Origin of the sequence: Pseudonocardia nantongensis, assembly GCF_046546495.1 — a bacterium.
GTDB lineage: Bacteria > Actinomycetota > Actinomycetes > Mycobacteriales > Pseudonocardiaceae > Pseudonocardia > Pseudonocardia nantongensis.
In genome coordinates, this window is the sequence record NZ_JBKGXT010000003.1 from 217797 (window position 1) to 232753 (window position 14957).

At 72.9% G+C, this 14957-nt stretch carries 12 protein-coding genes, 1 tRNA gene and 1 other RNA gene; 10 read left to right on the top strand and 4 right to left on the bottom strand.

Annotation, left to right across the window (positions count from 1 at the left end; all coding sequences use genetic code 11):
* Nucleotides 1-660: 660 nt before the first annotated feature.
* Nucleotides 661-748, bottom strand: a tRNA-Ser gene (locus ACLFMI_RS04810).
* Between the two features lie 80 nt (nucleotides 749-828).
* On the opposite strand from ACLFMI_RS04810, the gene ffs reads away from it, so the two are divergent.
* Nucleotides 829-923: signal recognition particle sRNA small type (gene ffs, locus ACLFMI_RS04815), an RNA gene on the top strand.
* 61 nt (nucleotides 924-984) lie between these two features.
* Nucleotides 985-3627, top strand: coding sequence for a DNA polymerase III subunit gamma and tau (locus tag ACLFMI_RS04820; protein WP_410946503.1), 2643 nt, complete (start codon nucleotides 985-987; stop codon nucleotides 3625-3627).
* A 12-nt stretch (nucleotides 3628-3639) separates the two neighbouring features.
* On the opposite strand, the gene ACLFMI_RS04825 is transcribed toward ACLFMI_RS04820, so the two are convergent.
* Nucleotides 3640-4440, bottom strand: coding sequence for an N-acetylmuramoyl-L-alanine amidase (locus tag ACLFMI_RS04825; protein WP_410946504.1), 801 nt, complete (start codon nucleotides 4438-4440; stop codon nucleotides 3640-3642).
* Between the two features lie 140 nt (nucleotides 4441-4580).
* Between ACLFMI_RS04825 and ACLFMI_RS04830 the strand changes: the two genes are divergently transcribed.
* Nucleotides 4581-4904, top strand: coding sequence for a YbaB/EbfC family nucleoid-associated protein (locus ACLFMI_RS04830; RefSeq protein WP_410946624.1), 324 nt, complete (start codon nucleotides 4581-4583; stop codon nucleotides 4902-4904).
* Between the two features lies 1 nt (nucleotide 4905).
* A complete protein-coding gene (gene recR / locus ACLFMI_RS04835; protein ID WP_410946505.1) occupies nucleotides 4906-5523 on the top strand; it encodes a recombination mediator RecR in 618 nt (205 codons plus the stop codon).
* A 161-nt stretch (nucleotides 5524-5684) separates the two neighbouring features.
* Here recR and ACLFMI_RS04840 read toward each other — a convergent pair whose 3' ends face one another.
* Nucleotides 5685-5888, bottom strand: a complete 204-nt coding sequence (locus ACLFMI_RS04840) for a hypothetical protein (protein ID WP_410946506.1) — start codon at nucleotides 5886-5888, stop codon at nucleotides 5685-5687.
* Between the two features lie 306 nt (nucleotides 5889-6194).
* On the opposite strand from ACLFMI_RS04840, the gene ACLFMI_RS04845 reads away from it, so the two are divergent.
* From ACLFMI_RS04845 to ACLFMI_RS04870, 6 genes are all read left to right on the top strand, one after another.
* Nucleotides 6195-7112 carry a helix-turn-helix domain-containing protein gene (locus ACLFMI_RS04845; protein WP_410946507.1) on the top strand — a complete coding sequence of 306 codons (918 nt, stop codon included), beginning with the start codon at nucleotides 6195-6197 and terminating at the stop codon, nucleotides 7110-7112.
* Nucleotides 7113-7218: 106 nt separating this feature from the next.
* The gene (locus ACLFMI_RS04850) at nucleotides 7219-8886 is read left to right on the top strand and encodes an ABC transporter substrate-binding protein (protein WP_410946508.1); all 1668 of its coding nucleotides are present in this window, start codon (nucleotides 7219-7221) and stop codon (nucleotides 8884-8886) included.
* Between the two features lie 70 nt (nucleotides 8887-8956).
* Nucleotides 8957-9961 (top strand): ABC transporter permease, encoded by a 1005-nt coding sequence (locus tag ACLFMI_RS04855; RefSeq protein ID WP_410946509.1) that lies wholly within the window; start codon nucleotides 8957-8959, stop codon nucleotides 9959-9961.
* The gene (locus ACLFMI_RS04860; protein ID WP_410946510.1) at nucleotides 9958-10884 is read left to right on the top strand and encodes an ABC transporter permease; all 927 of its coding nucleotides are present in this window, start codon (nucleotides 9958-9960) and stop codon (nucleotides 10882-10884) included. The genes ACLFMI_RS04855 and ACLFMI_RS04860 overlap by 4 nt, the downstream gene beginning before the upstream one ends.
* Entirely contained in the window at nucleotides 10881-11873 is a 993-nt protein-coding gene (locus tag ACLFMI_RS04865) for an ABC transporter ATP-binding protein (RefSeq protein ID WP_410946511.1), read from the top strand. The genes ACLFMI_RS04860 and ACLFMI_RS04865 overlap by 4 nt, the downstream gene beginning before the upstream one ends.
* Entirely contained in the window at nucleotides 11870-12925 is a 1056-nt protein-coding gene (locus ACLFMI_RS04870) for an ABC transporter ATP-binding protein (protein WP_410946512.1), read from the top strand. Before ACLFMI_RS04865 ends, ACLFMI_RS04870 begins: the two co-directional genes overlap by 4 nt.
* 21 nt (nucleotides 12926-12946) lie before the next feature.
* Here the strand turns inward: ACLFMI_RS04870 and leuA are convergent, their stop codons facing one another.
* Nucleotides 12947-14743 carry a 2-isopropylmalate synthase gene (gene leuA, locus ACLFMI_RS04875; RefSeq protein ID WP_410946513.1) on the bottom strand — a complete coding sequence of 599 codons (1797 nt, stop codon included), beginning with the start codon at nucleotides 14741-14743 and terminating at the stop codon, nucleotides 12947-12949.
* Between the last annotated feature and the right edge of the window lie 214 nt (nucleotides 14744-14957).

The following is a 14957-nucleotide window of genomic DNA, read 5'->3' on the forward strand; positions in this document are numbered from 1 at the left end:
GCTGCGCCGGAGCCTCCTCCGAGCAACGGAAGGCAGCCAACGGCAACGCCGACCAACCTCATCCGCCTCTGGAGTCAGGGTGCCGAGACGTACCCGGTTGTCGTCGCACGGGGCCACCCACGACGTCGTCGTCGCGACAGTGTCCCGTTAGGTCAGCAGTCGTGTCGGTAGCGATGTCTCCCTCGCGGTGCCGTCGGGTTCTCGCTCGACGCAGTAGGCACCTGCATCTGCACACTCGATGAGGGCCTCGTGCAGATCGGTTCCGCGGTAGTGGAGCCCGGCTCCGTCGTCGGTGGCGTAGCCGGGAGGAGGAATGCCGTCAGCGATCAGGTCGTGAAAGAGGGGGCGGCGTGCAGCCTCACTGTTGTGGTTGCCAGCTGAGGACCCGGGTCGACGGCGACACGCTCAGCGACTTCGAACAACGGGGCAGCGGGTGAATCCTCGGCGTCCCGCGCGCGATCACGGACCTGATGGGCCGTCCACCGCGGCGATGGCGCCCGCTACCAGCACATCACCGGGGTCATGCGCAGCGATGTCGCCCAGCGCGTGGGCGGCCTGATCTGGGGCCGGCAGGACGAGAAGTGAGACTGGAAATGAGACTGAACGCCGAACGCCGGGCCACCCACGATGGGATGCACCCGACGTTCTGCCTGTTCAGGCTGGCGGAGGATGCGGGATTCGAACCCGCGAGGGCGTGAACCCAACACGCTTTCCAAGCGTGCGCCCTAGGCCACTAGGCGAATCCTCCGCGAAGAAGACTACCTGCCGGTGTGCATGGCCGGGCACCGCCCCCGTCCGGTCCGGGGGCCCGGAACGTGGCACACTGTCCGTGGACCCCGTGCGGCGTCCATCCTGTGAACTCCCCCAGGGCCGGAAGGCAGCAAGGGTCAACAGGCTCTGGCGGGTGCGCGGGGTCCCCTTTACGTTTCGGGCCCGTCCGCCCACCCTTCCGTGGCTGTCGGGGTGTCTCGGTAGCCTCGCCCCGTGGCTCTGGCTCTGTACCGCAAGTACCGCCCGGCCAAGTTGACCGACGTCGTGGGGCAGGAGCACGTCACCGAGCCCCTGGCGACGGCGCTGACCGCGGGCCGGATCAACCACGCCTACCTGTTCTCCGGGCCGCGGGGCTGCGGGAAGACGTCCTCGGCCCGGATCCTGGCCCGCTCGCTGAACTGCGTGCAGGGGCCGACGCCGGACCCGTGCGGCGAGTGCGGCTCCTGCGTGGCTCTGGCCCCCGAGGGGCCGGGGAACATCGACGTCATCGAGCTCGACGCGGCGTCGCACGGTGGCGTCGAGGATGCCCGCGAGCTGCGCGACCGCGCCTTCTACGCGCCTGCGGAGTCGCGTTACCGCGTCTTCGTCGTCGACGAGGCGCACATGGTGACCACCCAGGGCTTCAACGCGCTGCTCAAGATCGTCGAGGAGCCGCCGGAGCACCTGGTCTTCGTGTTCGCGACGACCGAGCCGGACAAGGTGCTGCCGACCATCCGGTCCCGCACGCACCACTACCCGTTCCGGCTGATCCCACCGGGGACGATGCGCTCGTTGCTGGAGCGGGTCTGCGCCGACGAGGGCGTCACCGTCGCGCCGCCGGTGTTCCCGCTGGTCATCCGGGCCGGTGGCGGCTCCGCCCGGGACACCCTCTCGGTGCTGGACCAGCTGCTGGCCGGGGCGGGGCCGGAGGGCATCACCTACGACCGGTCGGTCGCGCTGCTGGGCGTCACCGACGCGGCCCTGATCGACGACGCGGTGGACGCGCTGGCCGCGGCCGACGGCGCGGCCGTCTACGCCGCCGTCGACCGGCTCGTCGAGGCCGGACACGACCCGCGCCGGTTCGCCTCCGACCTGCTGCAACGCTTCCGCGACCTGGTGCTGGTCCAGGCGGTCCCGGACGCGGCCGAGCAGGGCCTGGTCGACGGCGCGGACGACGAGCTGTCCCGGATGGCCGACCAGGCCGCCCGGCTGGGTCCCGCGACGCTGACCCGCTACGGCGAGATCCTGCACCAGGGCCTGATCGACATGCGGGGTGCGACGGCGCCGCGGCTGGTGCTGGAGCTGCTGTGCGCGCGGATGCTGCTGCCGGCGGCGACGCTCTCCGACGGCGGGCTGCTCGAGCGGGTCGAGCGGGTCGAGCGGCGGAACGCGATCGCCGCCGAGCCCACGGGGGGCGCCGGCGAGGGTGCGGGCCGCCGGTTCGTGCGACCCAGCGAGCGCGACCAGGGCCCCGAGGCCGGGGCCCGCGAGGCGGACGGCGCGGGACCGCGTTCCCCGGCGACCGGTGCCGCCACGCAGCAGGAGTCCGGCGGGCGAGCCGGGTCGGACGGCCCGGCGCCCGGTTCCGGTGGGGGCGCGGCGCCCCGCTCGTCGGCCGGTGCGGCGCAGGACGCCGCCCCGAGCGGCGCCGCCCAGCCAGGTCAGGGCGGCACGCCGGGCTCCGGGCCGGAGGCGGCCCCGGCGGAGCGCGCTCGCGGCTCGGGCGGGGCCGGAACCGCTGAGCCCGTCCCGGCCCCCGACGGCGAGACGGCGGACGGCCGGACCGACGCACCCGACGGTGCCCCAGCCGCTGCCGAACCGGCGGCCGACGATTCGGCCGCCCCGACGGGTGCCGGGCCGGCACCCGGTGCGGTCGGCACGGATGCGTCCCCGGTGACGCCCGACGCCGGGGCCGGTGCGGACGTCTCCTCGGCAGGCCCCGACGGCTCCCGGGCCGGTACGGATACCCCTGCGTCGGGCCCCGGCGGCGGCGCGGCCGCGGACGCCCCTGCTCCGGCGGCCACCGGCGGCCCGGCCGGTACCGACGCGCCGCCGGCGACCGCGAGCACCGGTGCGGGCGCCCCGCCGGCGGAACCCCGCCCCACCGACGGCGGGCAGGCCGAGCCGGTCGGGCAGGCCGAGCCGGTCGGGGCGGCCCCGGCGCCGCCCCGGGACGGTGCGCCCGCGGACGCGGCACCGCCGGCGTCCGCGCAGCCCGCACCGGCAGCGTCCTCGCTGGACGCCACCGCGGTCCGCCGGGTGTGGCCCGAGATCCTCGCCGCGGTCCGGCAGCGCAGCCGCAGCACCGAGGCGTTGCTGGTCAACGCCACCGTCCGGGCCGTCGACGGGGACACCCTGGTCCTCACGATCGCTGCACCGCCGCTGGCCCGGCGGCTGTCCGAGCAGCGCAACACCGACGTCATCGCCGAGGCGTTGCACGCCGTGCTCGGTGTGCAATGGCACGTCCGCTGCGACCAGGGCGACGCCGGCGCGGCGCGCGCCCGACCGGCGCCGGAGCGTGCACCGAAGCCGGCGCCGCAGCGGCCGTCGGAGCGCCGCGCCGCGCCGCGGCCGCAGCCGGAGGGGCGTGACCGCGGGTCGTCCGGCGGCGACAGCGGAGTCCCGCTGCCGCCCGAGCCGCCACCCGATGACGCCCCACCCGATCCGGCGGAGGGCGACCCCGGCGGGCGCGGGTCCGGCAGGCCCGGTCCGGCGGGCAGCGGTGGCGGGAAGGCGCGCAGCGAGGCCGACGACGAGGAGGCCATGCTCGCCGAGGCGGCCGCGGAGTCGGCGGCCCCGGGCGAGCGGCGGGACCCGGAAGCGGCCGCGATCGACCTGCTGAGCTCGCAGCTCGGCGCCCGCGCGATGGACCGGTAGCGTCCGCCCGGTTCAGCGCCGGAGGTAGCCGAGCACCCCGTCGGCGACGGCGTCCGCGTACCGGTCCCGGCCCGCCGGCGTCGAGACCAGCCGCGCCTCCGCCGCGTTGCGCACGTTCGCGGCCTCCACCAGGGCAGTCGGCACCCGGGACAGGTTCAGCCCGGCGAGGTCGTCGCGCCCGTCCAGGCCGTCCCGGCCGATGTAGTCCGCCGGGGCGAACCGGGCGTCGCGCAGGGCGTCCCGCAGGGCCGTCGCGAGTTCCGGTGACGCCTCCCCTCCGGGGACCGCCGGATCGGCGTACGCGACGTGGAACCCGCGTGCGGACGGGGCCGTGCCGTCGGCGTGCAGGGAGACCGCGACCGCCGCACCGGCCCGGGCTGCGGCGGCGCCGCGGGCATTCACGCAGGGCCCGACGCCGGCGTCGTCGGGCCGGGTGAGGACCACCTGCACCCCCGCCGCCTCCAGCCGGGCCCGCACCCGCTGGGCGAGATCCCAGGTGAAGGCGTGCTCGGCGTAACCGTCGTCGGTCGAGGTGCCGGTGGTGTTGCACGGTTTTGTGCCCCCGCGCCCGTCCGGAACGGGACGGTTGATCTCCCGCGGATGGTCCGCGTTGCCGCCGTTGTGCCCGGGATCCAGCAGCACCACCGGCGGCTCCGGCGCGGCCTGCGTGGAAGCCACCGGTGCGGTGGTCCCCGGCGTGGTGGCGGTCGTGGAGTCCCTGGCCGATGGGGCGGCGGGGGTGGCACCGGCACAGGCCGTGCAGAGCGCGGCGGCGGCGAGCGCGGCGGCGACGGGCCGGATCGGGGCGGACACGGTCGGAGAGCCTGACATGGCTACCCTGGCGGGGGAGACGACCGCACAGGCCGTGTCGGGGATCGTCCCCGGACGCGGTACCGCGGCCGAGCACGACCGAGAGCGAGGGACACGCGGTGGAACCCGGTCAGCAGCCCGACATGCAGATGATCCTCCAGCAGGCGCAGAAGATGCAGCAGCAGCTGCAGCAGGCCCAGGCCGAGCTGGCCACCGCCGAGGTCACCGGGCAGGCCGGGAACGGTCTGGTCGAGGTCACCGTGACCGCCGGCCTGGAGCCGCGCTCGGTGAAGATCGACCCGAAGGTGGTCGACCCGGAGGACGTCGAGACCCTGCAGGATCTGGTCGCGGGTGCCCTCGGCGACGCGGTCGGCAAGGCCCAGGAGCTGCAGCAGCAGAAGATGGGTCCGCTGGCCGGCGGCCTCGACATGGGTGGCATGGGCGGCATGGGCCTTCCGGGCGCCTGAGGTGTTCGAGGGCCCGGTTCAGGACCTGATCGACGAGCTGGGCCGGCTGCCCGGCGTCGGTCCGAAGAGCGCCCAGCGGATCGCGTTCCACCTGCTGGCCGCGGATCCCGCGGACATCGCCCGGCTGCAGGAGGTCCTGCAGAAGGTCAAGCAGGGCGTCGCGTTCTGCGAGGTGTGCGGGAACGTCTCGGCGGAGACCCGGTGCCGCTACTGCGCCGACGCCCGCCGCGACCCGACCCTGCTGTGCGTGGTCGAGGAGCCGAAGGACGTCCTGGCCGTCGAGCGCACCCGCGAGTTCAAGGGGCGCTACCACGTGCTCGGCGGGGCACTGGACCCGCTGGCCGGGGTCGGCCCGGACACGCTGCGGATCCGGGAGCTGCTCGCCCGCCTCGGCGGGACCGGCCCGGCCGCCGACGAGACGGCGATCTCCGAGGTCATCATCGCCACCGACCCGAACACCGAGGGCGAGGCCACCGCGACCTATCTGGTCCGGCTGCTGCGTGACTTCCCCGGGCTGTCCGTGACGCGGCTGGCCTCCGGGCTGCCGATGGGTGGCGACCTGGAGTTCGCCGACGAGATGACGCTCGGGCGGGCGCTCGCCGGGCGCCGCGCCCTGTAGCGCACCGCGGAACTCCGGAACCGGAACCGAGCCTCAGTCGGAGTCGCCGTCTCCTTCGGCAAGCCTCAGTCGGAGTTGCCGTCTCCTTCGGCAAGCCTCAGTCGGAGTTGCCGTCTCCTTCGGCAAGCCTCAGTCGGAGTTGCCGTCTCCTTCGGCAAGCCTCAGTCGGTGTCCTCGTCGCCCCAGGCGTCGACGTGGAACCGGTCCCCGTGCAGCTGACGCTGCCGGCGCTCCCACGACCGTCGACGCTCGTCGGCGATCCGGCGCCACGCCCCGCGCTGGGCGGAGTCGGTCACGCCGATGACCACGGCGGTGAGGATCATGACGACCAGCCCGGCCAGGGCCAGCATCACCAGGACGGTCATGGCGACCACCGCCCCGTGCGTACGCGCAGGAACTTCCCGGTGCGGTACCCCCCGTGCTGTGCAGTGCGGATCATCTCGAATCTCCCTTCCGTGTGCCGTCGTCCCGATGGCGACCGGACCGCGGGCGGTGTGTCACCCGTCACCTCCGGCAACTCCAGGGTGGCGCAGACCGGACCTGCGTGCAATTGCAAAATCGATGAAATTTGCACAGATGGTGGGATTGCATCGGGCACGGGATTGCACTGCACTGGACCGGTCCTCGCAGGCGAGGCCGGGGATCGGGAGCGAACGGGGAGGTCGGGCGGGGTGGAGCAGGAACCCACCGGTGCACGCCGGCGGCTCGGGGCCGAGCTGCGCAGGCTGCGCGGCAACGCCGGGCTCAAGCTGGAGGACGTCGCTCGCGAGCTGGCCTGCTCGACGTCGAAGATCAGCCGGCTGGAGAACGGCAAGGGCGTGCCGCGGTCGGCCGACGTCGAGGCACTGCTCGGGGTCTTCGGCGTCGTCGCCGAGGTCGAGACCGACATGCTCCGCCGGTTGGTGACCCAGAGCCGGACCCGCGGCTGGTGGGAACCCTTCACCGAGGGGCTGCGCACCGAGCGTTACGTGCTGCCCGCGCCCGGCCGCTACACCGCGGTCGAGACCGACGCCACCGGCATCGACGCGTTCGACCTCGCCGTGCTGCACGGGCTGCTGCAGACGCCCGACTACGCGCAGGCCGTGCTGCGCAGCCGGCTGCCGGGACACGCGGCCTGGGAGATCGACCAGCTCGTGCACCTGCGGCGGCGACGGCACGAGGCGCTCACCGCCGACCCGCCGCTGCGGCTGCACTCCGTGGTCGACGAGGGGGTGCTGGCCAGGGCGACCGGCGGGCCCGCGGTGATGGCGGACCAGCTCGACCGGCTCCTCGAGCTGACGAAGCTGCCGTCGGTGAACCTACTGGTCCTGCCGTTCTCGGCCGGTGTGGGCCGGGCGCACGCCGGCCGGTTCGCGGTGCTCGAGATCCCGGCCGAGCTGGGCTCGGACCTGGTGCACACCGAGGGCCATGCCGGGGAGACGTTCCTGGACGGCGTCGAGGACCTGGCGACCTTCCGGACGGTGCTGACCGGTCTGCGGGCCGACGCGCTCACACCCGAGGAGTCCGACCGGATGATCGCCCACTACCGGGACGTGCACCGGGCGTCCGCGCGAACCGGTACGGGCGTCCAAGAAGTTCCCCTTTCGTGATGTGCAGGTCTACCGATCGGTAACGCAGCGCTATAGGTTTCGTGCTCATCGCGATGTCGCCCCGCAAACATCGGGGAGGCGTCACCCGGCCACCAGTGGGGGATGCATGAGCAGCAACGGAGCGCTCGCGCGACGATGGGTCGGCGCCGTCACGGCGGGACTGCTCGCCGTCTCGATGACGGCGTGCGCGACCTCGGAGCGGGACGCCGGGGGCGAGGGGGGCGGGACGTTCGTCTTCGGCGCCGCCGGTGCCCCGAAGAACTTCGACCCGATCTTCAACGACGACGGCGAGAGCTTCCGGCCCGCCCGTCAGATGTACGACACGTTGATCACCTACAAGCAGGGCACCACCGAGCTCGAGCCCGGTCTCGCCACGAGCTGGGAGTCGACCCCGGACGGCAAGACCTGGACGTTCACCCTGCGCGAGGGCGTCACGTTCCACGACGGCACTGCCCTCGACGCCGAGGCGGTCTGCGCCAACTTCGACCGCTGGTTCCAGATGAAGGGCGCGGCCGCCCAGAGCCAGATGATCTATTACGGCGACGTCTTCGAGGGCTTCCAGACCAACGAGGGCGACGCGTCCGGCGAGCCGGTCTACAAGTCCTGCACCGCCCAGGACCCGACCACCGCGGTGCTGTCGCTGAACCAGTTCAAGGGCGCGTTCCCGGCCGCATTCGGGCTCACCTCGTTCTCGATCTCCAGCCCCACGGCCATGCAGCAGTACGACGCGAACGCCGTGACCCAGAGCGGGGACTCGTTCACCTACCCCGCCTACGCCACCGAGCACCCGACCGGCACCGGGCCGTTCAAGTTCGAGAGCTACGACAAGGCGGCCAACACGATCACCCTGGTCCGCAACGACCAGTACTGGGGTGAGCCGGCGAAGCTGGACCGGCTCATCTTCAAGGTCATCCCGGACGAGAACGCCCGCAAGCAGGAGCTCGCCGCCGGCACCATCGACGGCTACGACTACCCGTCCCCGGCGGACTACGGCACGCTCAAGGACCAGGGCCACCAGGTGCTGATCCGGGACCCGTTCTCGATCCTCTACCTCGGCATCAACACCAAGAACACCCCCGAGCTCCGCGACATCCGGGTCCGGCAGGCGATCGCGCACGCGGTCGACCGGGATTCCCTGGTGCGGACCAAGATGCCCGAGGGCTCCGCGGTCGCCGACGAGTTCGTCCCACCGACCGTGGCCGGCTACACCCCGGACGTGCAGAAGTACCCGTACGCCCCGGAGAAGGCCAAGCAGCTGCTCGCCGAGGCCGGTGCGCAGAACATGACCCTGGACTTCTACTACCCGACCGAGATCACCCGGCCCTACATGCCGAACCCGGCCGACCTGTTCTCCGCGATGGCGGCGAACCTGGAGGCCGTCGGGATCACGGTGAACCCGGTCGCCCGGCCGTGGAACGGCGGGTACAAGGACGACGTCCAGAAGGCCGGCAGCCACGACCTGCACATGCTCGGGTGGACCGGCGACTACAACGACGCCGGCAACTTCGTCGGCACGTTCTTCGGCCGGGAGAAGGCGGAGTTCGGACCGCAGGACCCGGCGATGTTCGCCGACCTGGCCAAGGCCGACGCGATCCCGGACCCGGCGGGCCACGCCGCCGCCTACGAGCAGGCCAACAAGAACATCATGTCGACCTACCTGCCCGCGGTCCCGATCCTGACCACCGGTCCGGCGATCGTGGTCCGCGAGAACGTCCAGGGGCTGATCCCGTCCCCGCTGACCGACGAGCGCTTCGTCACCGTCAGCAAGAACTGACGCTCCCGGGCGCCGCGGACACCCCGCGGCGCCCGGTCGCGCCGTCTCCCACCACGGAGGACGTCCACGCATGCTGCGCTTCGTCGTGCGCCGCCTGCTCCAGGTCATCCCGACGTTGCTGATCCTGTCCCTGCTGCTGTTCGCCTGGCTGCGCTCGCTGCCCGGCGGACCGGCCGGCGCGCTGCTCGGCGACAAGGCGACCCCGGAGTCGATCGCGGCACTCAACCGCACGCTGGGCCTGGACCAGCCGATCCCCATCCAGTACCTGCAGTACCTGGGCCGCGCGGTGACCGGTGACTTCGGCGCGTCGCTGGTCAGCGGCGACCCGGTGCTCACCGAGCTGGGCCGCGCCCTGCCCGCCACGGTCGAGCTGTCGGTCACCGCGCTGCTGCTCGCGGTGCTGGCCGGCATCCCGCTCGGGTACCTCGCCGCCCGCTACCGCGGCCGGCCGTGGGACAACGTCACGATCCTGGGCACGCTGGTCGGGGTGGCGGTCCCGGTGTTCTTCCTGGGCTACGTGCTCAAGCAGGTCTTCGCCGTCGAGCTGGGCTGGTTCCCGCCGTCCGGCCGCCAGGCGGTCGGCATCGACGCCACCGACGTCACCGGCTTCGCCATCCTCGACGGTGTCCTCACCCGCGAGTTCGACGCCAGCTGGGACGCGATCATGCACCTGGTGCTGCCCGCCGTCGCGCTGGCGACCATCCCGCTGGCGGTGATCGTGCGGATCACCCGGGCGTCGGTGCTGGACGTGCTCGAGTCCGACTTCGTCCGCACCGCCAACGCCAAGGGCCTGGCGCCCGGCACGGTGCGGGGACGGCACGTGCTGCGCAACGCGCTGCTGCCGGTGTCCACGACGATCGGCCTGCAGACCGGGTTGCTGCTCGCCGGGGCGGTGCTCACCGAGACCGTCTTCAACTGGGGCGGGATCGGCACGCTGATCGCCGAGGGCATCGAGCGCCGGGACTACCCGCGGCTGCAGGCCGTCGTGCTGCTCGGCGCGCTGGTCTACGTGCTGGTCAACCTGCTCGTCGACCTGTCCTACGCGATCATCGACCCGAGGGTGAGGCTCCGGTGAACGCGGCCACGACCTGGGCGCAGAAGCGCCGCGAGCGGATCGACGACACCGCCGGTCGCAGCCTCGGCGCGGACGCGTTCCGGCGGCTGCGGCGCAGCCCCACCGCGATCGTCGGCGCGGTGATCATCGGGTTGTTCGTGCTGGTCTCGGTGTTCGCGCCGCTGCTGGCCCCGCACGACCCGGCGCAGGCGTTCCCGGAGCTGCTCGAGCAGCTGCGGCCCGGCTCGATCCCGGGGGCGCAGGACGGCTTCCCGCTGGGCAGCGACCAGAACGGCCGCGACGAGTTCTCCCGGATGCTGCTGGCGTCCCGGCAGACGCTGCTGGTCGGGGTGCTCGCCACGCTGTCCGGGCTCGCCGTCGGCGCACTGGTCGGGGCGGTCGCGGGCGCGGCGGGCGGCTGGGTGGACACCGTGCTGATGCGGGTCACCGACGTGCTGCTCTCCATCCCGTCGCTGCTGCTGGCGATCTCGGTCGCGGCGCTGGCCGCCCGGCCCAGCCAGACCACCGTGATCATCGCGGTGGCGCTGGTCAACGTGCCGATCTTCGCCCGGCTGCTGCGCGGCTCGATGCTCGCCCAGCGCGAGTCCGACCACGTGCTGGCGGCGACCGCGCTCGGGGTGCGGCGGCGGTCGATCGTGCTGCGGCACATGCTGCCGAACGCGATCGGGCCGGTGATCGTGCAGGCCACGCTGACCCTGGCCACCGCGATCCTGGACGCCGCCGCGCTCTCCTTCCTCGGCCTCGGCGACGCCGACCCGGCCCGTGCGGAGTGGGGCCTGATGCTGGCGTCGGCGCAACCGTTCCTCGACGTCCGTCCCGCGCTGGCGTTCTACCCGGCGATCGCGATCATCATCGTCGCGCTCGGGTTCACGCTGCTCGGCGAGGCGTTGCGCGAGGCTCTCGACCCGAAGGGACGCCGATGAGTTCCCTGCTGGACGTACAGGACCTGTCCGTGCGCTTCGTCCGCAAGGGCGAGCCGGAGGTCGTCGCCGTCGACGGGGTGTCGTTCGACGTCGAGCCCGGCGAGATCGTCGGCCTGGTCGGCGAGTCCGGCTGCGGCAAGTCGGTCACCTCGCTGGCGATCATGGGCCTGCTGCCGGGCCGGACCCCGCGGGTGTCCGGGACGGTGCTGCTGGACGGCGATCCGCCGGTGGACCTGCTCGCGCTCTCCGACGCCGAGCTGCGGGGGCGGCGCGGCCGGGACATCGGGATGGTGTTCCAGGACCCGCTGTCCTCGCTCAACCCGGTGGTGCCGGTCGGCGTGCAGATCACCGAGGCGCTGACCCGGCACCGCGGGATGGACAAGCGGGAGGCCCGGGCCGAGGCGGTCGCGCTGCTGGGGCGGGTCGGCATCCCGGACCCGGAACAGCGGCTGACGGCCTACCCACACCAGATGTCCGGCGGGATGCGGCAGCGCGCGTTGATCGCGATCGCGCTGGCCTGCCGCCCGCGGCTGCTCATCGCCGACGAGCCGACGACCGCGCTCGACGTGACCATCCAGGCGCAGATCCTGGAGCTGCTGGGCGATCTCGTCGCCGAGACGGGAACGGCGCTGGTGATGATCACCCACGACCTCGGCGTCGTCGCCGGGTTGTGCGATCGGGTCAACGTGCTCTACGGCGGCCGGGTGGTGGAGCGGGCGCAGCGGCACACCCTGTTCGCCGGTCCGCGGCACCCGTACACGGCGGGGCTGATCGGGTCGATCCCGCGGCTGGACTCCGACCCGGCCGAGCACCTGCCGGCGATCGCCGGCTCGGTGGCCGACAACCTGCCGTGGGACGGCGCGTGCGCGTTCGCCCCGCGCTGCCCGCGGGCGCTGGAGACCTGCACCGCCGTCACCCCGGCCGTCTCGGACGAGGGCGACCGGCTGCTGCGCTGCCACAACCCCGTCCCGATCGGAGCGGATGCATGACCGCCCTGCTACAGGTCGACGACCTCGAGGTGCACTTCCCGATCGCCCGGGGGGTGCTGGTGCAGCGCACCGTCGGGCACGTCCGCGCCGTCGACGGGGTGAGCCTGTCGATCGAGCCCGGTGAGACCTACGGCCTGGTGGGGGAGTCCGGCTGCGGCAAGTCCACGCTGGGCCGGGCGATCCTCAAGCTCACCGAGCCGACCGCGGGATCGGTGCGGTTCGACGGTACCGACGTCGCCGGTCTGGCGGGCGAGTCGCTGCGCCGGATGCGGCGCCGGTTCCAGATGGTCTTCCAGGACCCGCTGTCCAGCCTGGACCCCCGGCAGTCGGTCGGCTCGATGCTGCGCGAGGGACTGGCCGCCCACGGCCTGTCCCGGGGTGCCGACGCCGACGCCGAACGGCTGCGCGGGCTGATGGCGGCGGTCGGGCTTCCCGAGGCGGCGTTGCGCCGCTATCCGCACGAGTTCTCCGGCGGGCAGCGGCAACGGATCGGGATCGCGCGGGCGCTGTGCGTCGAGCCGGACCTGGTCGTCGCCGACGAACCGGTGTCCGCGCTGGACGTCTCGGTGCAGGCCCAGGTGCTCAACCTGCTGCGGTCGCTGCAACGCGAGCTCGGCCTGACCTACCTGGTGATCGCGCACGACCTGGCGGTGGTCCGGCACGTGTCGGACCGGGTCGGCGTGATGTACCTGGGGTCGATCGTCGAGGAGGGACCGGCCGGCGGACTCTACGACGAGCCGCTGCACCCCTACACCCGGTCGTTGCTCTCCGCCGTGCCCCAGCCGGACCCGTCCGCCGAGGACACCCGGGAGCGGATCCTGCTCACCGGGGACCTGCCCTCACCGGCCGCGCCGCCGCCGGGGTGCCGGTTCCATACCCGCTGCCCCTGGCGGCAAGCCGATCGCTGTGACACCGAACGTCCCGCCCTGCGGGTGATCGAGGGAGCCGATCCGGGGCACCGGGTGGCCTGTCACCACGCCGAGGCGATCCGCGACGGCCGGATCACCCCGGCTGACACCCGTGAGTGGTTATGTGGGCCCTGGCCCACATAACCACTCACGGGCGCGAAGCGCCTACCGCAGCGCCCGGTTGATGGCGCTGACGACGGCCTTCAGCGAGGCGCTGGTGATCGAGCTGTCGATCCCGACGCCCCAGAAGACCTTCTCCTCGACGGCGCACTCGACGTAGGCCGCGGCGCGGGCGTCGTCGCCGCCGCCCATCGCGTGCTCGTGGTAGTCGAGCACCCGCACGTCGAATCCGATCCCGGCCAGCGCGTCCACGAACGCCGCGATCGGGCCGTTGCCGGAGCCGCTGATCTCGTGCAGGTCGGACTCGACGCGAACGGTCGCGACGATCTCGTCGCGGCCCTCGCCGTCGCTGGTGACCCGGTGCCGGACCAGCATGAGCGGGGTCTCCCGGCCCAGGTACTCCGTGTCGAAGGCGTCCCGCATCGTCTTCGGCTCGACCTCACCGCCCTCGGAGTCGGTGTAGGCCTGGATGACGTGCGAGAACTCGACCTGCAGCCGGCGCGGCAGCTCCAGCTGGTGCTCGGCCTTCATGACGTAGGCGATGCCGCCCTTGCCGGACTGCGAGTTGACCCGGATGACGGCCTCGTAGGTGCGGCCGATGTCGCGCGGGTCGACCGGCAGGTACGGGACCTCCCACGGGTGGTCGTCCACGTGGCGCCCGGCCTCGGCGGCGTCGGCGCGCATCGCGTCGAAACCCTTGTTGATCGCGTCCTGGTGCGAGCCGGAGAACGCCGTGTAGACCAGGTCACCGCCCCACGGATGGCGCTCGGGCACCGGCAGCTGGTTGCAGTACTCGACGGTGCGGCGCACCTCGTCGATGTCCGAGAAGTCGATCTGTGGGTCGACGCTTTGGGTGAACAGGTTCATCCCCAGCGCGACCAGGTCGACGTTGCCGGTGCGCTCGCCGTTGCCGAACAGGCAGCCCTCGATCCGATCCGCGCCGGCCTGGTAGCCCAGCTCGGCGGCGGCGATCCCGGTGCCCCGGTCGTTGTGCGGGTGCAGCGAGAGCACCAGCGAGTCCCGGCGGTCCAGGTTGCGGTGCATCCACTCGATCGAGTCGGCGTAGACGTTCGGGGTCGCCATCTCCACCGTCGCCGGCAGGTTGACGATCATCGGGCGCTCCGTCGTCGGCTGCCAGATCGCGGAGACCGCGTTGGTGATCTCGACCGCGTACTCCAGCTCGGTGCCGGTGTAGGACTCCGGGGAGTACTGGAACGTCCAGTCCGTGTTCGGGTACTTCTCGGCGAACCGCGCCACCTCCTCGGCGCCGTCGGTCGCGATCTTGCTGATGCCGGCGCGGTCGGCGCGGAAGACCACCCGGCGCTGCAGGATCGACGTCGAGTTGTAGAGGTGCACGATCGCCGAGTGCGCGCCCTCGCAGGCGGCGAACGTGCGCTCGATCAGCTCCGGACGGGCCTGGGTCAGGACCTGGATCTGGACGTCGGACGGGATCGCGCCCTCGTCGATGATCTCGCGGACGAAGTCGAAGTCGGTCTGGCTGGCGGCCGGGAAGCCGACCTCGATCTGCTTGTAGCCCATGCGTACCAGCAGGTCGAACATGCGCCGCTTGCGCAGCGGGCTCATCGGGTCGATCAGCGCCTGGTTGCCGTCGCGCAGGTCCACCGCGCACCACAGCGGCGCCCGGTCGATGACCTTGTCCGGCCAGGTCCGGTCGGGCAGCGACACCGGCTCGACCAGCTCGGCGAAGGGCTTGTACCGGTGGAACGGCATCTGCGAACCGCGCTGGCGGTTCCAAGCCGGCTGGGCGGAGTGCGGGGCACCCTCGGGGGTGCGGACGTTGCTGCGGACGCGGGACTCGTAGGAGTCGGGCGAGGTGGTCACGAAAGAACAGCTCCCGGGTGTCGGACGGTCGTGGCGACCGGCGGACACGCGAGACCCCGCGACGAGGGGCCGGTCGGTCAGACCCCGCCGCGGCGGCGAAGGAGCAGGTGCGCCATGGCCTCTACGGTAGACCCGACCCCCCGTTGCACGGCAACCCGGCGCCCGAGGCGATCGATATCCGGTCGCAACGAACGGGTCACAACCCGACGCCGGG